19 protein-coding genes and 1 riboswitch are annotated in these 22326 nt (G+C 69.1%); of the genes, 6 read left to right on the top strand and 13 right to left on the bottom strand.

The features are described 5' to 3' along the window. Positions 1-28: 28 nt before the first annotated feature. Together ACLZOT_RS33000 and ACLZOT_RS32995 are read right to left on the bottom strand one after the other, a co-directional pair. The gene (locus ACLZOT_RS33000; protein WP_416972796.1) at positions 29-1015 is read right to left on the bottom strand and encodes a carbohydrate ABC transporter permease; all 987 of its coding nucleotides are present in this window, start codon (positions 1013-1015) and stop codon (positions 29-31) included. Further along, entirely contained in the window at positions 1012-2304 is a 1293-nt protein-coding gene (locus tag ACLZOT_RS32995) for an extracellular solute-binding protein (RefSeq protein WP_416972795.1), read from the bottom strand. The genes ACLZOT_RS33000 and ACLZOT_RS32995 overlap by 4 nt, the downstream gene beginning before the upstream one ends. A gap of 436 nt (positions 2305-2740) precedes the next feature. Between ACLZOT_RS32995 and ACLZOT_RS32990 the strand changes: the two genes are divergently transcribed. From ACLZOT_RS32990 to ACLZOT_RS32970, 5 genes are all read left to right on the top strand, one after another. After that, complete coding sequence (locus tag ACLZOT_RS32990) at positions 2741-4696, top strand: amino acid transporter (protein WP_416972794.1); 1956 nt, start codon at positions 2741-2743, stop codon at positions 4694-4696. A gap of 36 nt (positions 4697-4732) precedes the next feature. Then, a complete protein-coding gene (locus ACLZOT_RS32985) occupies positions 4733-5125 on the top strand; it encodes a TOBE domain-containing protein (RefSeq protein ID WP_059048226.1) in 393 nt (130 codons plus the stop codon). A gap of 139 nt (positions 5126-5264) precedes the next feature. Continuing rightward, on the top strand, positions 5265-6086 hold the full coding sequence (gene modA, locus ACLZOT_RS32980) for a molybdate ABC transporter substrate-binding protein (protein ID WP_416972793.1): 822 nt from the start codon (positions 5265-5267) through the stop codon (positions 6084-6086). A gap of 32 nt (positions 6087-6118) precedes the next feature. After that, entirely contained in the window at positions 6119-6931 is an 813-nt protein-coding gene (gene modB, locus ACLZOT_RS32975) for a molybdate ABC transporter permease subunit (RefSeq protein ID WP_416972960.1), read from the top strand. Between the two features lie 477 nt (positions 6932-7408). Then, on the top strand, positions 7409-8458 hold the full coding sequence (locus ACLZOT_RS32970) for an ABC transporter ATP-binding protein (protein WP_416972792.1): 1050 nt from the start codon (positions 7409-7411) through the stop codon (positions 8456-8458). Positions 8459-8467: 9 nt separating this feature from the next. Here ACLZOT_RS32970 and gcvP read toward each other — a convergent pair whose 3' ends face one another. Continuing rightward, positions 8468-11353, bottom strand: a complete 2886-nt coding sequence (gene gcvP / locus ACLZOT_RS32965; RefSeq protein WP_416972791.1) for an aminomethyl-transferring glycine dehydrogenase — start codon at positions 11351-11353, stop codon at positions 8468-8470. A 174-nt stretch (positions 11354-11527) separates the two neighbouring features. After that, positions 11528-11622: riboswitch (glycine riboswitch) on the bottom strand. 187 nt (positions 11623-11809) lie between these two features. Between gcvP and ACLZOT_RS32960 the strand changes: the two genes are divergently transcribed. Further along, on the top strand, positions 11810-12184 hold the full coding sequence (locus tag ACLZOT_RS32960) for a PRC-barrel domain-containing protein (protein ID WP_416972790.1): 375 nt from the start codon (positions 11810-11812) through the stop codon (positions 12182-12184). On the opposite strand, the gene ACLZOT_RS32955 is transcribed toward ACLZOT_RS32960, so the two are convergent. From ACLZOT_RS32955 to ACLZOT_RS32910, 10 genes are all read right to left on the bottom strand, one after another. Next, a complete protein-coding gene (locus ACLZOT_RS32955; protein WP_416972789.1) occupies positions 12181-13518 on the bottom strand; it encodes a DNA polymerase IV in 1338 nt (445 codons plus the stop codon). The two genes, ACLZOT_RS32960 and ACLZOT_RS32955, sit on opposite strands and share 4 nt — an antisense overlap. A 58-nt stretch (positions 13519-13576) precedes the next feature. Next, a complete protein-coding gene (locus tag ACLZOT_RS32950) occupies positions 13577-14224 on the bottom strand; it encodes a MerR family transcriptional regulator (RefSeq protein WP_416972788.1) in 648 nt (215 codons plus the stop codon). Between the two features lie 234 nt (positions 14225-14458). Further along, a complete protein-coding gene (locus tag ACLZOT_RS32945) occupies positions 14459-14932 on the bottom strand; it encodes a bifunctional nuclease family protein (RefSeq protein ID WP_004934251.1) in 474 nt (157 codons plus the stop codon). Between the two features lie 83 nt (positions 14933-15015). Next, entirely contained in the window at positions 15016-15759 is a 744-nt protein-coding gene (locus ACLZOT_RS32940; protein WP_416972787.1) for a MerR family transcriptional regulator, read from the bottom strand. Positions 15760-15799: 40 nt separating this feature from the next. Then, entirely contained in the window at positions 15800-16681 is an 882-nt protein-coding gene (locus ACLZOT_RS32935; RefSeq protein ID WP_416972959.1) for an FHA domain-containing protein, read from the bottom strand. An 82-nt stretch (positions 16682-16763) separates the two neighbouring features. Further along, positions 16764-17594 carry a DUF881 domain-containing protein gene (locus tag ACLZOT_RS32930; protein WP_416972786.1) on the bottom strand — a complete coding sequence of 277 codons (831 nt, stop codon included), beginning with the start codon at positions 17592-17594 and terminating at the stop codon, positions 16764-16766. 5 nt (positions 17595-17599) lie between these two features. Further along, the gene (locus ACLZOT_RS32925; protein WP_003977440.1) at positions 17600-17932 is read right to left on the bottom strand and encodes a small basic family protein; all 333 of its coding nucleotides are present in this window, start codon (positions 17930-17932) and stop codon (positions 17600-17602) included. Further along, complete coding sequence (locus ACLZOT_RS32920; protein ID WP_416972958.1) at positions 17929-18765, bottom strand: DUF881 domain-containing protein; 837 nt, start codon at positions 18763-18765, stop codon at positions 17929-17931. Before ACLZOT_RS32920 ends, ACLZOT_RS32925 begins: the two co-directional genes overlap by 4 nt. 168 nt (positions 18766-18933) lie before the next feature. Then, positions 18934-21429, bottom strand: a complete 2496-nt coding sequence (locus ACLZOT_RS32915) for a sugar phosphate nucleotidyltransferase (RefSeq protein WP_416972785.1) — start codon at positions 21427-21429, stop codon at positions 18934-18936. Between the two features lie 113 nt (positions 21430-21542). Then, positions 21543-22151 carry a CDP-alcohol phosphatidyltransferase family protein gene (locus tag ACLZOT_RS32910; RefSeq protein ID WP_416972784.1) on the bottom strand — a complete coding sequence of 203 codons (609 nt, stop codon included), beginning with the start codon at positions 22149-22151 and terminating at the stop codon, positions 21543-21545. Positions 22152-22326 lie beyond the last annotated feature (175 nt).

The following is a 22326-nucleotide window of genomic DNA, read 5'->3' as shown; positions in this document are numbered from 1 at the left end:
TGCAACGGCAGACTGCGCCAGCGCCTCTTCACGCGCCGCCTCCTCGCATGGTCGTGGTGGCGCCCTCCAGGTCCCGGCGCAGGACGTAGCGCTGGTAGACGAGGGCGAAGACGAGACTGATGACGAACATCGCAACGCTGATCGCGCTGGCGTAGCCGACCTGGTAGCGCTTGAAGCCGTACTGGAAGAGCGTCACGGCCATGGTCTCGGAGTGGTGGTCGGGCCCGCCGGCGGTGGTGACCCAGACCAGGTCGAAGAGCTGGATCGCGCCGATCACGGAGAGGAACACGCTGATCCTCAGGGTCGGCGCGAGCAGCGGCAGCGTGATGGAGCGGAACCGCTGCCAGGGCCCGGCGCCGTCGATGAGCGCGGCTTCCTTCAACTCGGCCGGGATGGACTGGAGTCCGGCGAGGTAGAGCATCATGTGAAAGCCGAAGTACTTCCACGTCATGACGATGAAGAGCGTCGCGAGGACGGTCGAGGGGTCGGAGAACCACTTCCCGCCGAGGCTCTCCAGCCCGATGCGGCCGAGGAGTTGGTCCGCGAACCCGGCCTCGGGCGCGAACAGCATGCTGAACAGGATGCCGGTGATCGCCTCGGAGAGGATGTACGGCGCGAAGAACAGCATGCGGTAGACGGCCCGCCCGCGCAGCTTCTGGTTCAGCGCGACGGCGAGGGCCAGCGCGAACGGCAGCTGGACGACGATGGACAGCCCGATGATCACGCCGCCGCGCCACAGGTCCCCGAGGAACACGGAGTCCTGGAGCAGCCGCGTGTAGTTGTCGAACCCGATGGCCTCGGAGGGCCAGCCGAACCCGCCCCAGCGGAAGAAGGAGGCGTACACGGCGAAGAGCATCGGCAGCAGCACCAGCACGCCGAACAGCACGAGCGCCGGCACCTGGAACGCGAAGGCGGTGAACCAGTGCGCGATCCGCCGCCGGGACCGCGCCTTCCCGGAGACCGGCGGCTCCTTCACCGCGGCGTCCCGCTCGTCCTCGACGAACGTCGAAGTCACTGCTCTTCCTTGGCGGTCTTCGTGATCGCCTCGGTGACCTGCTTCGGCGACTTGGACCCGGCGATGAGCCCGGCCACGCTGTCGTTGACCTGCTGCCCGACGGCGGGCGCGTACGCCTGGTCCAGGTAGAGCTGGAACCCGGTGGCCGCCTTCAACTGGGTCTGTACGGCGGTCAGGTTGGGGTCCTTGAGCCCGGACTCGGCGCCGGGCACGATGGGCAGCACGCCGGTCCTGGTGACGAGTTCGAGGTCGGTGGCCTGCGAGGCGAAGAACTTGAGGAAGTCGACGGCGGCCTGCGGGGCGCCCTTGCGCAGCGCGTGTCCGCCGCCCCCGCCGAACACCTCGGTGATCGCGCCCTTGCCGCCCTCGACGGCCGGGAAGGGGAAGAATCCGAGGTCGGCGCCGATACCCTTGCCGGCGTCCGCCTCGACGGTGGGCGCCCACTGGCCCATCAGCTCCATCGCCGCCTTGGCGTTGCCGACGGCGGCGGCCTGCCCGGTCGGGCTGGAGTAGGCGGCCCCGAGGAACCCCTTCTGGAACGGCTGGAGATCGACGAGTTCCTGGAGGTGCTGCCCGGCCTGCACGAACCCGTCGCCGCTGAAGTCCTTGTCGGCGTCGGCCTTCTGGAGCGCGTCGAGCCCGGCCGTACGCATCGCGAGGTAGGCCCAGTAGTACATCCCGGTCCAGCTCTCCTTGCCGGCGAGCGCGAGCGGGGTGATCTTGGCGGCCTTCAGCTTCCGTACGGCGTCGAGGAACGCGGACCAGGTGGCGGGCGGGGCCGCGATGCCGGCCTTCTTGAACAGCGCCTTGTTGTACCAGAACCCGATCATGCCGATGTCGAAGGGGATGCCGTAGACCTTCTCGTCGAGGAGGTACGGCGCCTTGGCGACCGGCAGCAGGCCGTCGGACCAGGGTTTGGTGCGCTCGGTGAGGTCCTCGACGAGTCCGGCGTCGACCTGCTGCTTGAGGACGCCGCCGCCCCAGGTGTGGAAGATGTCGGGGAGCTTGCCGGAGGCGGTCTGCGCCGTCATCTTGGATTTGTAGGCGTCGTTCTCCAGCTGGACGATCTTGATCTTGACGCCTGGGTTCTGGCTCTCGAACTTCTTCGCCAGGGCCGCCCAGACGTCCTTGGCGGGCTGGGTCGTGGAGATGTTCCACCACTCGATGGTGGTCGTCCCGGACGATCCCCCGTCCGAGTCACCGCCGCAGCCGCTCAACGCCGTCATGCCCAGACCGGCTGCGGCGGAGGCTCCCAGGAAGCCGCGGCGGGAGAAAGCCGGGTCGCCCATCATGCTCTCCTCGGTAGATCGAAAGTTTCGGAGCTGATCCAGAAAGGTTCGCTGCTGCCGCACCCTAGAGACAGCCTCCAAGGGGAGGCAACCCCTTGAACACGGTCAATTCGAGGGCCAGTTGGAGAACGCCCCCCAGCCCGTAACACGGAGGGCACCCCGATCCGGTTCGAAACATTCGACTCAATCAACGAACATTACGAAACGGCGAACATCCCCCGGCCACCCCCGTCATGACACTGGGTGTCCACTCCCCCGTACGGCCCAGTCCACGCCCACGCCTTCACACCCGCCCCGACCAGGCCAGTCTTAACGCAAGCTTGACGCCGCCCGCCCCCCGAACCCCAGGCCCGCGTGTCACTCTCTGCTTACGCTGTAGCCGCCGTCCGCGTGATGGCCGCACCCGCGACCGAGCCGCACCCCTGGAGCACCGCCGATGGCCACGACCGAACGACCAGCGCCCAGCCGCCTCAGAGCCTGGATGCTGGAGGGCCTGTCCGACATGGGCAGGAACCGGACGGCCGAGGGCGAGAGCGAGCCCAAGCCCCAGGCCCACCCCGGCCAGCCCTGGTACCGCGTCATGTGCCTGACCGGCGTCGACTACTTCTCCACCCTCGGCTACCAGCCCGGCATCGCCGCCCTCGCCGCAGGTCTCCTCTCCCCGGTCGCGACGATCGTCCTGGTCGTCGTCACCCTCGCGGGCGCGCTGCCCGTCTACCGCAGGGTCGCCGAGGAGAGCCCGCACGGCGAGGGCTCGATCGCGATGCTGGAGCGCCTGCTCTCCTTCTGGAAGGGCAAGCTCTTCGTCCTCACCCTGCTGGGCTTCGCCGCGACCGACTTCCTCATCACGATCACCCTCTCCGCCGCCGACGCCTCCACCCACCTCGTGGAGAACCCGCACCTCACCGACGCCCTGCACGGCAAGCAGATGCTGATCACCCTGGTCCTGGTGGCGCTGCTCGGCGCGGTCTTCCTCAAGGGGTTCCTGGAGGCGATCGGGGTCGCGGTCGTCCTGGTCGGCGTCTACCTCACGCTGAACGTCGTGGTGGTCGCCGTCGGCCTGTGGCACGTCATCACCGCAGGACATGTGGTCACCGACTGGTCCAGCGCGCTGACCACCGAGCACGGAAACGTTTTTGCCATGGTCGGCGTCGCCCTGATCGTCTTCCCCAAGCTCGCCCTCGGCCTCTCCGGCTTCGAGACCGGCGTCGCCGTCATGCCGAACGTCAAGGGCGACCCGGACGACACCGAGGAACGCCCCACGGGCCGCATCCGCGACACCAAGAAGCTGCTCACCACCGCCGCCCTGATCATGAGCTGCTTCCTCATCGCGACCAGCTTCATCACCACCCTCCTCATTCCCGAGGACGAGTTCAAGACCGGCGGCCAGGCCAACGGCCGCGCGCTCGCCTTCCTCGCCCACGACTACCTCGGAGGCGTCTTCGGCACGGTCTACGACGTCTCGACCATCGCCATCCTCTGGTTCGCCGGCGCCTCCGCGATGGCCGGTCTGCTCAACCTGATGCCGCGCTACCTCCCCCGCTACGGCATGGCCCCGCACTGGGCACGCGCGGTACGCCCCATGGTCATCGTCTTCACCCTGATCGCCTTCCTGGTGACCTGGATCTTCGACGCGAACGTCGACAAGCAGGGCGGCGCGTACGCCACCGGCGTGCTCGTCCTCATCAGCTCCGCGGCGATCGCCGTGACCATCGCCGCGCACAAGGCCGGCCAGCGGAACTGGACGATCGGCTTCGGCGTGATCTCCGCCGTGTTCCTCTACACGACCGTCGCGAACGTCATCGAACGCCCCGACGGCGTCAAGATCGGCGCCTGCTTCATCGCCGGCATCATCCTGGTCTCCCTCCTCTCCCGCCTCGCCCGCGCCTTCGAGCTGCGCGTCACGAGCGTGACCCTCGACCCGATGGCGGAACGTTTCGTACGGGACATGGCGAGCCGCAAGATCCGCCTCATCGCCAACGAGCCCGACCGCCGCGACATCGCCGAGTACCGCGAGAAGATCGAGCAGATCCGCGAGGACAACGACATCCCCGGCCAGGAGGACTACGTCTTCGTCGAGGTCACCGTCACCGACCCCTCCGAGTTCGAGGCGAGCCTCACCGTCCGCGGCGAGGTCCTGCACGGCCGCTACCGGGTCCTGACCCTGGAACACTCCTCGATCCCCAACGCCCTCGCCGCCCTCCTCCTGCACATCCGCGACTCCACGAACTGCACCCCGCACATCTACTTCGAGTGGACCGAGGGCGGCCCCTTCACCAACTTCCTGCGCTTCTTCCTCTTCGGCCAGGGCGAGGTCGCCCCCGTCACCCGAGAGGTCCTCCGCGAGGCCGAACCCGACCGCGACCGCCGCCCCCGGGTCCACACGGGCTGAGCCGAGGGGGTGCACGGCGACACCTATCGTGACCGCATGCACTCCTACACCATCGGCCAGGCCGCCCGTCTTCTGGGCGTCAGCCCCGACACCGCACGCCGCTGGGCCGACGCGGGCCGCTTCACCACCCACCGCGACGACGCGGGCCGGCGCCTCGTCGACGGCACCGACCTGGCCGCGTTCTCCGTCGAGCTGGCCCGCGCCGACGGCGACGAGACCCCGTCCCACACGTCCGTCCGCAACGCCTTCCCCGGCATCGTCACGGCCGTGAAACTCGGCGACGTCGCCGCCCAGGTCGAGATCCAGGCGGGCCCGCACCGACTGGTCTCCCTGCTCACCCGGGAAGCCGTGGAGGAACTGGGCCTCGAAGTGGGCATGGAGGCGACGGCCCGGGTGAAGTCGACGAACGTCCACATCGACCGGACCTGACCATCCGGGACGACCGCACATGCCAGCCGAATCTTGCATCTCCCCAGCTCATGCAATGAGACAAGATACTTATGGCTCGCATATGCGGCAGTATCATCATCACGGCCGTCAGCCGAACCGCCCCCGAGGAGTACCCGTGATGACCCGCCCCGCGCCCCGCCCCCGCCGCCGGCTGCTCCAGGTGACCGGCGTAGGGGTCGCCGCGCTGCTGACACTGAGCGCGTGCTCATCGGACTCGGACCCGGCACCGTCGGCCAAGTCGTCCCCGTCCTCCTCCGGCCAGGTGTCCGGCACCGTCACCGTCTTCGCCGCCGCCTCCCTCAAGGAGACGTTCACCGCGCTCGGCGAACAGTTCGAGAAGGCCCATCCCGGCACCAAGGTCACCTTCAACTTCGCCGGCAGCGACAGCCTCGCCGCGAGCATCACGGGCGGCGCCCCCGCCGACGTGTTCGCCGCGGCCAGCGCCAAGACCATGGCCATCGTGACCGCCGAGAAGGACAACGCCACGGCGCCGGTCACCTTCGTCCGCAACCAGCTGGAGATCGCCACCCTGCCGGGCAACCCCGACAAGGTCACCGGCCTCAAGGACCTCACCAAGTCCGGCCTCAAGGTCGTCCTGTGCGACAAGACGGTCCCCTGCGGCGCCGCCGCCGACAAGATCCTCACGGCGACGGGCGTCAAGGTCACCCCCGTGTCGTACGAGCAGGACGTCAAGTCCGCGCTCACGAAGGTCGAGCTCAAGGAAGCGGACGCGGCCCTCGTCTACAGGACCGACGTGCACGCCGCGGGCACCAAGGTCCAGGGCGTCGACTTCCCGGAGTCCTCCCAGGCGGTGAACGACTACCCCATCGCCCTCCTCAAGAACGCCCCCAACGCGGCGGCCGCCGCGGAGTTCATCGCCCTGGTGCGGTCGGCGGAGGGCCAGAAGATACTGACGGAGGCGGGCTTCCTCCAGCCGTGACCCCGCCCGAGACCCTCCAGGGAGACGACAAGGTGCCCCTCCGCGGAAAACCCCCCAGGCCCCTCCGCGGCACCGCCCCCCTCCCCCTCCTGCTCCCCGCCCTCCTGGGCGTCACCTTCCTCCTGCTCCCCCTCCTCGCCCTCCTGATCCGCACCCCCTGGAGCAACCTCCCCGCCCTCCTCACCACCCCCGAGGTCTGGGAGGCCCTCCGCCTCTCCCTGATCTGCGCCACAGCCGCCACAGCCGTGAGCCTGATCCTGGGCGTCCCCTTGGCCTGGCTCCTGGCAAGAACGGACTTCCGGGGCAGATCCCTCCTGAGAGCCCTGGTCACCCTCCCCTTGGTCCTCCCCCCGGTGGTAGGCGGCGTAGCACTCCTCATGGCCCTGGGCCGCAACGGCATAGCGGGCCAATGGCTGGACCGCTGGTTCGGCATCACCCTCCCCTTCACCACGACAGGCGTAATAATCGCCGAAGCATTCGTAGCCATGCCCTTCCTGATCATCAGCGTAGAAGGCACCCTAAGAGCAGCGGACCCCCGCTACGAAGAAGCAGCAGCCACCCTGGGAGCAACCCGCTTCACAGCCTTCCGCCGAGTAACCCTCCCCCTGATAGCCCCCGGCATAGCAGCAGGAGCAGTCCTGGCCTGGGCCAGAGCCCTGGGCGAATTCGGCGCCACCATCACTTTCGCAGGAAACTTCCCAGGCAAAACCCAAACAATGCCGCTGTCGGTGTACTTGGCCCTACAAAGCAACCCGGAGTCAGCGTTGGCCTTGAGCCTGGTCCTCTTGGCAGTCTCGATAACGGTCCTGGCGGCACTAAGAGAAAACTGGCTGACGAGAACATAAAGCGCGCAAAACACAGCCACCGAAAAACTCCACCGCACAACCAACCTCCCCGCCCCACCACCCAAGAGGCGCGGATCTGTATCTGATCCACGGCTACCGCCACATGAGCGCACCCAACCACAAAACACCCACACCCAACACCGCACAGCCCCCACCCCCACCCAAGGCACGCGGGACTGTATCTGATCTACGGCTACCGCCGCGTGGGCGCGCTCAGCCACAAAACACCCGCACCCAACACCCCACAGCCCCCACCTACCTAAGGGGCGCGGGACTGTATCTGATCTGCGGCTACCGTCGCGTGAGCGCGACAAGCCACAACGCACCCGCACCCAGCCCACAACAGCCCCACCCCCCCACATCCCGAACCCCCCACCCCCGAAAGCCGCCACTCAACGGATCCCCCCACAAGAAACCCGCACCCGACCAATCAACCCGCACGGGTGGGCGGGTGGGAAACCCAACCAAGGAACCCCCATGACCACCCCCCAGGGCCTCAACACCCACCTACAAGTAACCCGCCCCCCAACCTTCCACCTCAACATCACCCTCACCGCCACCCCCGGCGAAGTCCTGGCCCTCCTGGGCCCCAACGGCGCCGGAAAAACCACCGCCCTCCGAGCAATGGCCGGCCTCCTCCCCCTCACCTCCGGCCACCTCCACCTGGACGGCCACCCTCTGGAGAACACACCCCCCGAATCCCGCCCGGTGGGCGTCGTCTTCCAGGACTACCTCCTGTTCCCCCACCTGACGGCCATGGACAACATCGCATTCGGCCCCAGATGCCAGGGCGCGACAAAACCGGAGTCCAGAGCCCAGGCAAAACAGTGGCTGTCCCGCATGAACCTGACGGCACACGCGACCAAGAAACCCCGCCACCTCTCGGGCGGCCAGGCCCAGCGAGTAGCCCTGGCCAGAGCATTGGCGACGAACCCTCGCCTCCTCCTGGACGAACCCCTGGCGGCCCTGGACGCCAGAACCCGCCTGGAGGTGAGGGCCCAACTCCGCCACCACCTCGCGGACTTCGAAGCGGTGGCCGTCATCGTCACCCACGACCCCCTGGACGCGATGGTCCTGGCCGACCGCCTGGTGGTCATAGAACACGGAACGATCGTCCAGGAGGGCACCCCCGCGGACATAGCCCGCCACCCCCGCACGGACTACATCGCCCAACTCGTGGGCCTGAACCTCTACAGGGGCACGGCGACAGGCACCACCGTCACCCTCCCGTCGGGCCACCGCATCACCACGTCGGAACACCTGACAGGCCCGGCGTTCGTGGCGTTCCCCCCGTCCGCGGTGACCCTCCACCGAACCCGCCCGGAAAACACCAGCGCCCGCAACCTCTGGCACTGCGAGGTCGCGGGCCTGGAGTCCCACGGCGATCAGATCCGCGCCGACCTGACGGGCGACGTCCCCTTGACGGCGGACCTCACCACGGCCGCGGCGGCGGACCTGAACCTCCACCCGGGCGCCGGCCTCTGGGCCTCCGTGAAGGCGGTCCAGACCCACGCGTACCCGGCGTAAAAGCGCCCCTCACCCCTCGTAGGCGTCGAGCGGCGGGCAGGAGCACACCAGATTCCGGTCCCCGAAAGCCTGGTCGATGCGCCGGACGGGCGGCCAGTACTTCTCGGAAACACTCCCACCACCGGGGAAGACGGCCTCTTCCCGCGTATAGGAATGCCCCCATTCCCCAGTCAACGCGGCAGCGGTGTGCGGAGCATTCCGCAGGGGATTGTCGTCCGCCCCCCATTCCCCCGCCCGGACCTTCTCGATCTCCCCCCGAATGGCGATCATCGCCGCACAGAAGCGATCCAGCTCCGCCAGATCCTCCGACTCGGTGGGCTCGATCATCAGCGTCCCGGCCACGGGGAACGACATGGTCGGCGCATGGAACCCATAATCGATGAGCCGCTTGGCGACATCGTCGACACTGACCCCGGTCGCCTTGGTCAGAGGCCGCAGATCGATGATGCACTCGTGCGCGACCAGCCCACCCGGCCCGGTGTAGAGCACGGGATAGTGAGGCTCAAGCCGCTTGGCGATGTAATTCGCGGACAGCACGGCAACCTGGGTGGCCCGCTTCAGCCCTTCCCCGCCCATCAGCCGCACATAGGCCCAGGAAATGGGCAGAATCCCGGCGGACCCCCAGGGCGCGGCGGAAATGGGCCCGACCCCGGTCTCAGGACCGGCCTCGCTCTGCAAGGGATGGTTGGGCAGATAAGGCGCGAGATGGGCCCGAACAGCCACCGGCCCCACCCCCGGCCCACCCCCACCGTGCGGAATGCAGAACGTCTTGTGCAGATTCAGATGGGAGACATCCCCCCCGAAATGCCCGGGCTTGGCCAGCCCCACAAGAGCATTCAGATTGGCCCCGTCGACATAGACCTGCCCCCCGGCCTCGTGCACGAGCCCGCAGATCTCCCCGACATGCTCCTCGAACACCCCATGGGTGGACGGATAAGTAATCATCAGCACCGCGAGCTCGTCCCGGTACTGCCCGATCTTCCCCCGCAGATCCTCGACGTCGACCTCCCCGTCCCCGGAGGTCTTCACGACGACGACCTTCATCCCGGCCATCACCGCACTCGCCGCGTTGGTCCCGTGCGCGGACGACGGAATGAGACACACGGTCCGCTGAACATCCCCGTTGGCCCGGTGATAGGCCCGTACGGCGAGCAGCCCCGCCAACTCCCCCTGGGACCCGGCGTTGGGCTGGAGGGACACCTTGTCGTACCCGGTGACCTCGGCGAGCCGCTCCTCCAGCTCCCGGATGAGCGTGAGGTACCCCCCAGCCTGCTCGACCGGCGCGAAGGGATGCATCTGCCCGAACTCGGGCCAGGTCACCGGCTCCATCTCGGTCGTCGCGTTGAGCTTCATCGTGCACGACCCGAGCGGGATCATCCCCCGGTCGAGCGCGTAGTCGCGATCGGCGAGCTTGCGCAGGTACCGCAGCATGGCGGTCTCGGACCGGTGCTGGTGGAACACGGGGTGGGCGAGGATCTCGTCCCGCCGCAACACCCCGTCGCTCAGCCCCTCTTCGGCGACGGCGTCGAGCGCCTCCACATCCCCGGAGACCCCGAACGCCCCCCACACGACGGCGAGTTGTTCCCGCGTGGTGGTCTCGTCGCAGGCGACGGACACATGGTCGGCGTCGACGAGCCGCAGGTTCACCCCACCGTCCCGCGCGGCCTCCACGACCCGAGCCGCACCCCCGGGCACCCGGACCAACACCGTGTCGAAATAGGCCCGGTGGACGACCTCGACGCCCCCGCCCCGCAGCCCTTCGGCCAGGACGGTGGCGTACCGATGCGTCTTCCAGGCGATCTGCCGCAGCCCGTCCGGCCCGTGGTAGACGGCGTACATCCCGGCCATGACGGCGAGCAGCACCTGCGCCGTACAGATGTTGCTGGTCGCCTTCTCGCGGCGGATGTGCTGCTCACGCGTCTGGAGCGCGAGCCGGTAGGCCCGGTTGCCGTCCGCGTCGACGGACACGCCGACGAGCCGCCCGGGCAGGCTCCGCGCGAACTTCTCGTGCACGGCCATGTATCCGGCGTGCGGCCCCCCGAACCCCATCGGCACCCCGAACCGCTGCGTGGTCCCGACGGCGATGTCCGCCCCCAGCTCCCCGGGCGACGTCAGCAGGGTCAGCGCCAGCAGATCGGCGGCGACGGTGACGAGCGCCCCCACGGCGTGCGCCTGCTCGACGAGCGGCTTGATGTCGCGGACGACGCCGGAGGCGCCCGGGTACTGGACCAGCACCCCGTTGATCTCCCGCCCGGCGAGGTCGGCCGGGATCCCGTCGCCGAGGTCGGCGACGACGACCTCGACCCCGGTCGGCTCGGCCCGTGTCCGGATCACGGCGATGGTCTGCGGGAGGGCGTCCGCGTCGACGAGGAAGAGGCCCTTCTTGTTCTTGCCCATCCGCAGCGACAGCGCCATCGCCTCGGCGGCGGCCGTCCCCTCGTCGAGCAGCGAGGCCCCGGAGGTCGGCAGCCCGGTCAGCTCGGCCACCATGGTCTGGAAGTTGAGGAGCGCTTCGAGGCGCCCTTGGGAGATCTCCGGCTGGTAGGGCGTGTACGCCGTGTACCAGGCGGGGTTCTCCATCACGTTCCGCAGGATGACGGGCGGCGTGAACGTCCCGTGGTACCCGAGCCCGATCATCGACCCGAGCACCTGGTTGCGGCCGGCCAGCTCCCGCAGCTCCGAAAGCACCTCGGCCTCGGTCCGCGCACCCGGCAGGTCCAGCGCGGCGACGTTCTTGATCGCGTCCGGTACGGCGGCGGCGGTCAGCTCGTCCAGCGAGCCGTATCCGACCTGCGCGAGCATCTTGTCCTGGGCCTCGCGGTCGGGCCCGATATGGCGCTGTTCGAAGGGGATGCCCTGTTCGAGGACGCGGAGCGGGGTGCGGGGAGCGGTCATGAGGGGGCCTCCTGGCCGAAGCGACCTTCGGGGGCACCACGGCAACGGGGTGCCCGAACGGCCTCCCCCTCTGTCATCTCGACCTGAGAGCTTCACCGGCCGCCCGAGGGCACCCGGCTTTCACCGTCGGTGAGAGCGGACGCCGTCGACACCCGCCCTGCTTTCCAGAGTGACCTCGCCCGTGCGGTACGTGAGCCTGAGAGATTCCGGGGAGGAGTTGCTCCTTCGGCGCCTCCGAACGCTCCGGAGGACTCTCCCGCACAGGGTCGACAGCCACTTTCACCCTACCAGCGAGGTCAACGCCCCAACCCTCGAGTGGCCCCCGGCCGAGAAGTGCTCTTTCGTAGTCCTTACGACGACACGACGACTTACACCGACACGACGGCTTCCGACGCCCTTGCGACGATTCATCACACCTACGGCGGCTTCGGCCGGCCCGCGACCAGTGGAGGGCCCGTGCAGACCGACATCGATCCGCGCAACCTGATCGGCCGCAAGGCGTACGACCGCAACGGCGCGAAGATCGGCACGATCGACGAGGTCTACCTCGACGACGCGACCGGCGTCCCGGAGTGGGCGGCGATAAGGACGGGCCTGTTCACCCGCGACGCCTTCGTCCCCCTGGAGACCAGCGAACTCGTCGAGGGCACCCTCCAGGTCCCCTACGACCGCGCCCTGATCAAGGACGCCCCCGACTTCGGCGTGGGCCGCCACCTCTCCCCCGCCCAGGAGCTCCAGCTCTACCACCACTACGGCATGGACACGGTCGCCCCCACCCCACCGGAGGACCGCGACTTCGGAAAGATCGCCGGCGACGACACCACCCCCTAGCCCCCGGGCACCAGCGGCAACGCCTCCGCCTCCTCCAGCTCGGGATCGTCGACCCGGAACGTCCGCACCCGCCCCGGCACCGCGTCCCTGGGCGTCTCGAACCGCACGGTCACCCGCCCCACCCCGCTCCCCTGCACCCACCCCTGCCCGAACCCGGCGTGCCGCACGTCCTGCCCCGGCCGCCACCGGTGCTCGACGGGCACCGCCTCGGCCACCGCCACCACGGGCGCCTGCGGCACCTCCTCCTCGTCCCGGACCTCCTCCGCTGCCTGCGCAAACAGGTCCTCCTGGGTGAAGTCGGCGAGCCCCGACACCCCGACCCCGAGCAGCCGCACCCCGCCGGTGGTGTCCACGGACTCCAGCAGCCGCGCGGCTGCCTCCCGGACGACCGCCGGATCGTCGGTGGGCCCGCGCAGCGTCTCGGACCGGGTCAGCGTCGAGAAGTCGTACCGCCGCACCTTCAGCACGATGGTCCGCCCCGACAGCCGGGCCTCCCGCAGCCGCTGCACGCAGCGGTCCGCGAGCCGCCGCACCTCGAAGCCGACCCGCAGCCGGTCGTGGATGTCGACGTCGTACGTGTCCTCCACGGACACCGACTTGGTCTCCCGCTCGGCGACCACGGGCCGGTCGTCGCGCGCGAGCGCCATCGCGTACAGCCCCTGGCCGTGCGCCTTGCCGAGCAGCCGGACGAGTTCGTCCTCGCCGGCCTCGGCGATCTCGTCGACGGTGGTGATCCCGGCCCGGCGCAGATGGTCGCCGGTGGCCGGCCCGACCCCGGGCAGCGTCCGCACCGGCATCGGCCCGAGCAGCGCCCGCTCGGTGCCCGGCTCGATCAGTACGAGGCCGTCCGGCTTGGCCCGCTCGGAGGCGATCTTCGCGAGCATCTTCGACGCGGCGAGCCCCACCGACCCCGTGAGGCCCGTGACGGCCCGTATGTCCGCCCGCAGCCTGCTGCCCGTCTCCCGGGCCGACGCGCTGTCCCAGGCCGCCCCCTCGGCCTCCAGGTCCACGAACGCCTCATCCAGGCTGAGCGGCTCCACCAGCGGCGACAGCGCCCGCAGCAGCCCCATCACCTGCTCGCTGACCGCCCGGTACACCCCGAACCGCGGAACCAGATACGCCGCGTTGGGCGCGAGCCTGCGCGCCTGCGCCATCGGCATCGCCGAGTGCACCCCGAACACCCGGGCCTCGTACGACGCGGTCGCCACCACCCCGCGCGGCCCGAGCCCGCCGACGACGACCGCCTTCCCGCGCAGGCTCGGCTTGGCCGCCTGCTCCACCGAGGCGTAGAAGGCGTCCATGTCGAGGTGCAGGACCGTCGGCGCGTCTCTCACGTCTCCGATGCTGCACCACGCCACTGACATCGCCCCGAACACACGCCCGAGAGCGCCGTCAGACCGCCTTGTGCCGCCGCCGCGCCAGCTCGTCCGAGGGGTTGTGCCCGACCAGGGTCTCGCCGGTGTCGACCCGCTCGCCGTGCAGCTCGGACAGCGCGCCCTCCACGTCCCGCCAGACCACGCCGACGGCGATCCCGAAGACGCCCTGACCGCCCTGGAGCAGCGCGTGGACCTCGTCCGGCGAGGTGCACTCGTACACCGTCGCGCCGTCGCTCATGAGGGTCATGCGCTCCAGGTCGTGGAAGCCCTGTTCCCTCAGATGCAGCACCGCGCCGCGGATGTTCTGGAGGGACACGCCGGTGTCGAGGAAACGCTTCACGATCTTCAGGACGACGACGTCCCGGAAGCTGTAGAGGCGCTGGGTCCCCGACCCGTAGGCGGGGCGCACGCTGGGCTCGACGAGTCCGGTGCGCGCCCAGTAGTCCAGTTGCCGGTAGGTGATGCCGGCGGCCGCACAGGCCGTCGGCCCCCGGTAGCCGATCTCCTCGGACGCCATCGCCGCCGCCCCCTTGCTGCTGCTCGGCACGGCCGCCGGGCGCTGAGGAGCGTGATCGGCCGCGCTGCCGTGAAGCCGGTACGGGCCGCTTCCCCCGAACCCTCGTCCGGGGGCACCCCCAGCCGTACCGTCGCCGCTGCTTCTCACGCCGACCTCCGTCCTTGACCTGCCTTCTCGACGGTAGGCAGTCACCAGGGGTGCGTCAACGATCGCCACACTCGGCACGCCGAGTGATAATCACCCTGGGAGTGGTTTCCCGTACCCCACCGCGGGGAAAGGCTAGCCGAATGCGCCGAGGCGATGCCGTAGGACGCTCTCACTGGCCGCTGGCAATTGCCGAACCGAGACGCCATCGCGACCTGCGGGTGTCCGGCGGACGGGTCACTGGTTGCTGGTGCCGAAGTCCTCGGGCGAGATCTGGTCGAGGAACTCGCGGAACTTCTCCACCTCGTCCTCCTGCTCGTCCGGGATGGCGATGCCCGCGTCGTCGAGCACCGTGTCGCTGCCGTAGATCGGCGTGCCGGTGCGCAGGGCCAGCGCTATGGCGTCGGACGGGCGGGCGCTGACCTCGACACCGCTGGCGAAGACCAGCTCGGCGTAGAAGACGCCTTCCCTGAGGTCCGTGATGCGCACCTCGGTCAGCTCCTGGCCGACGGCCTCCAGCACGTCCTTGAACAGGTCGTGGGTGAGCGGCCGGGCGGGTGCCATGCCCTGCTGGGCGAAGGCGATCGCGGTCGCCTCCCCCGGCCCGATCCAGATGGGGAGGTAACGGTCGCCTCCCACTTCACGCAGGAGCACGATCGGTTGGTTGGAGGGCATTTCGACCCGGACACCTACGACATCGAGCTCGTTCACACAGCAACCCTAGGCCGTGCCCGGGACGTTTGGGTAGTCGGGCCCCTGCCGGACGGCCGATCCGCCGAGGGCGAACGCCCGTGTCAGGGCAGCCGCACCCCGAGAGCGGTCTGCACCAGCGCGGAGTGCAGCCGGACCGTGAGCGAGGCGAGTTCCTTCGTACGCGCCTGGGCGTGGGCCCGCGTCTGCGGGTTGCGGTGGAGCCGCAGCGGGGCGACCACCTGGTCGACGAGGCCGGCCTCGCGGTCGGCCGCCGCCTTCATCACCCGAAGGTGGCGCGGCTCGATCCCGAAGCGCCCGAGTTCGACGACGAGCGCGGCGACGGTGGCCGTCTCGGCGTCGTACACGCCGTCCTCCAGGGGGGCGACGAGGCCGTAGGACTCCCACTCGGCGAGTTCGCGCTCGTCGATGCCGGCGGCCGCCAGCAGCTCGGCGCGGCCGATGCGGGCAACAGTGGGACCGACGGTGTCACCGGGGTCGGGGACCGGTTCGCCGTCCCGCTGCCTGCCCACGGTCGGCAGGGGGACGGCCTCGCCGCGCTCCAGGGCCTCCAGGTGCTCCCGGATGACCTTCAGCGGCAGGTAGTGGTCGCGTTGCAGGCGCAGGATGCGAGCGAGCCGCTCGACGTCCCGCGGGCTGAACTTGCGGTACCCGGAGGGGGTCCGCTCGGGCTCGACGAGCCCTTCCGACTCCAGGAAGCGGATCTTGGAGACGGTGACTTCGGGGAATTCGTCCCGCAGCACGTTCAGCACGGCGCCGATGCTCATCGGCCCGGCCTCCGTGGCGGCGGTGCCGTCTCCGGCACCGCCCCTCGGTGTTCTCAGCATGGACCTTCCCTGGGACAACCCCGGACGAGTCCGGGGCGGGTCAGTAGCCGCGCTGGCTCGCGTAGAAGACCAGCCGGTACTTGCCGATCTGCACCTCGTCGCCGTTGTTCAGCGCGACCTCGTCGATCCGCTCGCGGTTGACGTAGGTGCCGTTGAGACTGCCGACGTCCGCGACCTTGAACGCGCCGTCCGGGCCGCGCCGGAACTCCACGTGGCGGCGCGAGACCGTCACGTCGTCCAGGAAGATGTCGCTCTGCGGGTGACGGCCGGCCGTCGTCAGGTCGCCGTCCAGCAGGAAACGGCTGCCCGAGTTGGGGCCCCGGCGGACCACCAGCAGGGCCGACCCCAGCGGCAGCGCCTCGACGGCGGCCTGCGCCTCGGGCGACAGCGCCGGGAGCGCGGTCTGACCGGTGACCTCGGAGTCGTACGCCTCCAGGCCGGAGATGGAGATGGTGGAGGTGGTCTCCGAGGCACGCTCGGGCGTCACGCCCGGACGCAGCGGAGCACCGCAGTTGGAGCAGAAGCGGCTGTTCTCCGCGTTGCGGTTACCGCACCTCGAACACACCAGGGCCGACATAGGGGAAAACCCTCCACCCGCACTTGAGGCTGACGGTTGGCCGAAACCTATGTCGCCGGACTGCGCAGGGTCAACAGACGCCGCGCCCTGACCTCCGGAAATGTCACCCCCCGCCACCTGGTCCCGAAACAGCGGACGCTGACCTTCGTCGCCTGGCTGTGCGCGATGGCGGGCGGTGGCGTTCTCGCCGCCCTCTCCTCGCGCGCTCTTGCCGAACAACTTCGCAAACAACTTCACGGGCGATTCCCCTTGACCGAAACAGACCCGCCCGTGGGGCAGGACGAACCCTGACTCAATACACCGGCCGACCCGGACACCTTCACAACGTCCGTATCCACCAGACAGTTTCCACCACCGACCACCCGATCGGTGCGCCGACCCCCCGCAACCTCATGCCCCTGCCGGACGGCCCCCATGCACCCCCGGTTCACCGGGCCGACGACCGAGCGTAGTCAGGCTGCTTCGCCGCCCGCAAGGCGTCCACGACGATCTTGTCGGATCGCTCCACCGTGACGGTGGCCTGCTCCTTCTCCAGGGTCTGCACCACACCTCCCGGGATGTTGAGCGCCGGTTCCAGATCCTCGGGCTTGCCGATGACCTGGAAACGATACGGAGTACGGATCTGGTTCCCGTCCACGCTCACTCCGTTGTCGCCGTCCGTGAAGTACGTCCCGGCGACGACGCGCACGCCGTTCACCTGGATCGCCTCCGCGCCGGCCGCGCGCAGCTCCTGGATCGCGTCGAGCAGCATGTCCGCCTCGACCGTCCCCTTCGTGTCGTCGATGGTCATCGTGATACCCGGCCCCTGGGCCGCCACCGTGCCCGCGAGGATGCCGAGTTGCCTCTCCTTCTCGATCGTCTGCTTCCGGGCCTCCTCGGCCTGGTCGGAGCTGTTCTCCAGCTCCTGACGCTGCTTGTCGAGCCCGGTCTTCTCGTCCTCAAGACGCTGACTGCGGTCGTCCAGTTCATCGAGGATCCGTACGAGGTCCTCCTGGCGCGCGCCGCGCAGCGCGTTGTCGCTGTCGCTGTTGGAGGCGACCTGGACGGCGAGCCCGAAGCCGAGGCCGAACAGCAGCAGCGCGACGATCAGCTGAGCGCGCGTCACCCGCGGCGGCCACAGCCCCTGCACGAGGCGCTGACGGCCGGTCACCCCGGGCCCGGCGGACGGCTCGTCGGCCTCGCGCGCGGGCGCCGCCTCGATCTCCTGCGGCAGTTCCCTGCGCAGCCGGTGGCCGGGTTCCTGGTCTTCCTGGCTCATCGGCGTCACGCCCTGAAGACGTGCCGGCGGATCGCCGCGGCGTTCGAGAAGATCCGGATGCCGAGGACCACCACGACACCCGTCGACAACTGGGCGCCCACACCCAGCTTGTCGCCCAGGAACACGATCAGCGCGGCGACGACCACGTTCGACAGGAACGACACCACGAAGACCTTGTCGTCGAAGATGCCGTCGAGCATGGCCCGCAGCCCGCCGAAGACGGCGTCCAGCGCCGCCACCACGGCGATCGGCAGATACGGCTCGACGGCCGCCGGAACCTCGGGCCGGACCAACAGGCCGGCCACGACTCCCACGACGAGGCCCAGTACGGCGATCACGATGTGCCTTTCTCACTTCTCGGCTGTGCGGTTCGGACGATCACACTCGGCGCGGCGGGCAACCGAAGGTCCTTCTCCGTGGAGATGGCCGTCCGAATGCCGTAGTTCTCCTGGAGAGCGTTCAGATACAGGCCGTCCGCGCTGTTCTGGAACCGGGTGCTCAGCTTGTCCCCGTCCCCCACGGCGAGCACCGTGTACGGCGGCACCAGCGGCTTGTTGTCGACCAGTATCGCCTCCCCGGCGGCCCTGATCGCCGACAGCGCCGTCAGCCGCTGCCCGTTGACGGAGACGGCCTCCGCACCGGACTCCCACATCCCGTTGACGACCCGCTGGAGGTCCCGGTCGCGCACCCGCCCGGTGTCCGAGAAACCGGACGTCTCGCGCGGGTCGGCACCGCCCCCGGTGGTCGCCTCCTTGGCGTCGTCCACGACGAGCTTGACGCCCGGCCCGTGGACGGCGACGGCCCCCGACAGGATGCCTACCAGGTCCGCCCGGCCGCTGCCGCCGCTGTTCTCCAGGGCCTCGCGCTGACGGGCGCTCACCTCGTCGCGGAGCGTGTCCACGGCCTTCTCCAGCTTGTCAGCGGCCTCGGACTCCCGGTCGATCCTGTCGATCAGCTCCTGGCGCTCCTTGGCCACCACCGGGGCCGACACGCGCGCCTGCGCGGCGCCCACGGTCACGACGAGCGCCGCGAGCACCAGTCCCCCGGCGAGGCCGAGTCTGGCCTTCAGCGTCTTGGGGAGGCCGCCCGTCCCCTCGGCCCGCCTGCGCGCGGCGGCTTCGGCGTAGCCCTCGTCGAGGCTGTGGTCCATGACGTTGGTGAGCAGCGACATGGAGGCGTCCGGACGCGACGCGCGCGCGGGTGTGCTCCGAACGGGGGGCTGCTGCGGCATGCCGCACATCGTCGCACGTCGCGGGGGCTGCTTCCGAACGGCCCCACCGGCGTGCCGGACAGGCCCCCTTGGGGACACTTGTCCGGCACGCGCGCGTGCGCCCGGCTTCTAGCGCCCGGCTCCGTCCACCACCGACGACCACTCGTCCAGCAGGGCCTGCGCGGAGGCGTCGTCCGGTCCCTCGGCCCACAGATGGGTGACCGCCTCGGCCGGATCGGGCAGCACCATCACCCAGCGGCCGTCCGTCTCCACCACCCGCACCCCGTCCGTGGTGTCCACGAAGCGTTCTCCGGCCTCTTCGACGACCCGCCGCATCACGAGCCCCTTGACGGCCCACGGGGTCGCCACATCGCGCCTGAGGACGTGCGCCCTCGGGATCCGCGCATCGATCTGACTCAACGTCAACTGCGTCCGCGCGACCAGCCCGATCAGCCGTACGAACGCGGCGGTCCCGTCGAACACCCCGCTGAACTCCGGGACGATGAACCCGCCCTTCCCGTCCCCGCCGAAGATGGTCGCCTCGTCCCGCCCGACCCGCGTCAGATCGTCCGGCGACGTCGTCGTCCACTCGACCTGCGTGCCGTGGTACGCCGCCACCTGCTCGGCGATCCGCGTCGTCGTCACCGGCAGCGCCACCCGCCCGCTGCGCCGCTCGGCGGCCACCAGGTCAAGCATCACCAGCAGCGCCCGGTCGTCCTCGATGATCCGCCCCTTCTCGTCGACGAGCGACAGCCGCTCACCGACCGGGTCGAACCGCACCCCGAACGCGGCCCGCGACGACGCCACGATCTCCCCGAGCCGCACCAGCCCGCCCCGCCGCATCTCTCCCGTCTCGGTCGGCCGCGCCTCGTCGAGCCCCGGATTGACGGTCAGCGAGTCCACCCCGAGCTTCCCCAGCAGACTGGGCAGCACAAGCCCGGCGCTCCCGTTCGAAGCGTCCACGACGACCTTCAGCCCGGACTCGGCAATCCCGGACGTGTCGACGTTCCGCAGCAACGACCCCGTGTACGAGTCGAACACGCTCGCCGGAAAATGCAGATCCCCGATCTCCCCGGGAAACGCCCGCCGGTACTCCTGCCGCGCGAACACCCGGTCCAGCTTCCGCTGACTGGCCTGCGAGAGATCGGCCCCCTGCCCGTCGAAGAACATGATGTCCACGGAATCCGGCACCCCGGGCGACGTCCGGATCATGATCCCGCCCGCACTCCCCCGCGCGGTCTGCTGCCGCGCCACGGGCAGCGGTACGTTCTCCAGGTCCCGTACGTCGATGGCGCTCGCCTGCAGCGCGGAGATCACCGCCCGCTTCAGCGCCCGCGCACCACGCGAGTGATCGCGGGCCGTCGTGACGGTCGCCCCCTTCTTCAGGGTCGTCGCATAGGCGCCCGCCAGCCGTACGGCCAGCTCCGGGGTGATCTCGACGTTCAGGATCCCCGACACCCCACGGGCACCGAAGAGATGCGCCTGACTGCGCGACTCCCAGATCACCGACGTGTTGACGAAGGCGCCGGCCTCGATCGTCTTGAACGGGTAGACCCGTACGTTCCCCTGGACGATCGACTCCTCGCCGATCAGACACTCGTCCCCGATGACCGCGCCGTCCTCGATCCGCGCCGCCCGCATGATGTCGGTGTTCTTCCCGACGACACACCCGCGCAGATTGCTCTGCTGCCCGACGTACACGTTGTCGTGCACGACCGCCTTGTGCAGAAAGGCCCCGCTCTTGACGACGACGTTCGACCCGACGACCGTATGCTCCCGGATCTCCGCCCCGGCCTCGACCTTGGCGTAGTCCCCGATGTACAGCGGCCCTCGCAGTACGGCGTCGGCGTGCACCTCGGCGCCTTCGGCGACCCAGACGCCCGGCGAGATCTCGAACCCGTCGATCTCGACGTCGACCTTGCCTTCGAGGACGTCCGCCTGGGCCTTCACATAGCTCTCGTGCGTCCCTACGTCCTCCCAGTAGCCCTCGGCGACATAGCCGTAGACTGGCTTGCCCTCCTTCATCAGCTGCGGGAAGACGTCACCGGACCAGTCCACCGGCACATCGGCCTCGACGTAGTCGAAGACCTCGGGCTCCATGACATAGATCCCGGTGTTCACGGTGTCGGAGAAGACCTGGCCCCAGGTCGGCTTCTCCAGGAACCGCTCGACCTTGCCCTCCTCGTCGACGATCGTGATGCCGAATTCCAGCGGGTTGGGAACCCTGGTCAGACAGACCGTGACCAGCGCCCCCTTCTCCTTGTGGAAAGTGATGAGGTCGGTGAGGTCGAAGTCGGTCAGCGCATCGCCGGAGATGACGAGGAAAGCATCGTCCTTCAACGCCTCTTCGGCGTTCTTGACGCTTCCGGCGGTACCGAGTGGCTTCTCCTCGTTGGCATAGCTGAGCTCCATTCCGAGCTCTTCGCCGTCACCGAAGTAGTTCTTGACCAGCGATGCCAGGAACTGGACAGTAACGACGGTCTCGTTGAGACCATGCCTTTTGAGCAGCCGCAGAACGTGCTCCATGATCGGCCTGTTGGCCACCGGCAGGAGCGGTTTGGGCATGCTTGAGGTCATGGGGCGAAGGCGTGTGCCCTCGCCTCCGGCCATCACGACGGCCTTCATGTCGGAAGCGTCCTCCTTGAAGAGACGACGGTCTAGCCGACTTCACCCGTCCAGATTGTCCCGCACTTCTCCGCCGCGGGCCATCGAGGCACTGCTGACGCCGATCGGCGAGCTCAGTCGGCCATGGCGTCCGCACGGATCAGGCGGCGGACCTGTACCACGTAGAGGACTCCTGCCCACCAATACAGCGTTGTACCCCACCCTGTGAACGCCCAGCCGAAAATCGCGGCGAGTGACGAGAGCCAGCCACTTCCGTCACTGAGCAGCAGCAACGGGAAGGCGTACATCAGGTTGAAGGTCGCCGCCTTGCCCAGGAAGTTCACCTGCGGCGGCGGATAGCCGTGGCGCCTGAGGATGCCCACCATCACCAGGAGAACCAGTTCTCGCGCGAGAAGTAGAGCCGTCAACCAGAGCGGCAGAATCTCGCGCCAGGTGAGGCCGACGAGCGTCGAGAGAATGTACAGCCGGTCGGCCGCCGGATCGAGCAGCCGGCCGAGACTGCTGATCTGGTTCCACTTCCGGGCGAGCTTGCCGTCCAGGTAGTCGCTGACACCGCTCAGCGCGAGCACCAGAAACGCCCAGCCGTCGCTCTTCGGCCCTCCGAACTCGGGCCTGAGAATCAGCCACAGAAAGATCGGCACGCCGACGAGGCGAGCCATGCTGAGGATGTTCGGGATGGTGAGGACCCGGTCAGTCTGGACACGGGTCTCCTGGACCTCCACCCGGGGGCCTCCGTAGAAAACGAGCCAACGATGCCCCCTGACCCTACCTCAACGCAAAAAAGCTCTGGCTCCTGGGCTTGTGTGCCCAAGAGCCAGAGCTCTAAAAGGAGTTCGGCGGCGTCCTACTCTCCCACAGGGTCCCCCCTGCAGTACCATCGGCGCTGTAAGGCTTAGC

It is taken from the genome of Streptomyces sp. 4F14, from assembly GCF_048159485.1.
Lineage (GTDB): Bacteria > Actinomycetota > Actinomycetes > Streptomycetales > Streptomycetaceae > Streptomyces.
Note: the sequence above shows the minus strand (reverse complement) of the source record. Positions and strands in the feature narration are given on the sequence as shown.

Excerpts from the sequence above, each read along its gene's own strand:
- ACLZOT_RS32995 (WP_416972795.1), bottom strand. The coding sequence starts at position 2,304 with ATGGGCGACCCGGCTTTCTCCCGCCGCGGCTTCCTGGGAGCCTCCGCC.
- ACLZOT_RS32990 (WP_416972794.1), top strand. The coding sequence starts at position 2,741 with ATGGCCACGACCGAACGACCAGCGCCCAGCCGCCTCAGAGCCTGGATG.
- ACLZOT_RS32985 (WP_059048226.1), top strand. The coding sequence starts at position 4,733 with ATGCACTCCTACACCATCGGCCAGGCCGCCCGTCTTCTGGGCGTCAGC.
- modA (WP_416972793.1), top strand. The coding sequence starts at position 5,265 with ATGACCCGCCCCGCGCCCCGCCCCCGCCGCCGGCTGCTCCAGGTGACC.
- ACLZOT_RS32970 (WP_416972792.1), top strand. The coding sequence starts at position 7,409 with ATGACCACCCCCCAGGGCCTCAACACCCACCTACAAGTAACCCGCCCC.
- gcvP (WP_416972791.1), bottom strand. The coding sequence starts at position 11,353 with ATGACCGCTCCCCGCACCCCGCTCCGCGTCCTCGAACAGGGCATCCCC.
- ACLZOT_RS32940 (WP_416972787.1), bottom strand. The coding sequence starts at position 15,759 with ATGCTGAGAACACCGAGGGGCGGTGCCGGAGACGGCACCGCCGCCACG.
- ACLZOT_RS32930 (WP_416972786.1), bottom strand. The coding sequence starts at position 17,594 with ATGAGCCAGGAAGACCAGGAACCCGGCCACCGGCTGCGCAGGGAACTG.
- ACLZOT_RS32920 (WP_416972958.1), bottom strand. The coding sequence starts at position 18,765 with ATGTCGCTGCTCACCAACGTCATGGACCACAGCCTCGACGAGGGCTAC.
- ACLZOT_RS32915 (WP_416972785.1), bottom strand. The coding sequence starts at position 21,429 with ATGAAGGCCGTCGTGATGGCCGGAGGCGAGGGCACACGCCTTCGCCCC.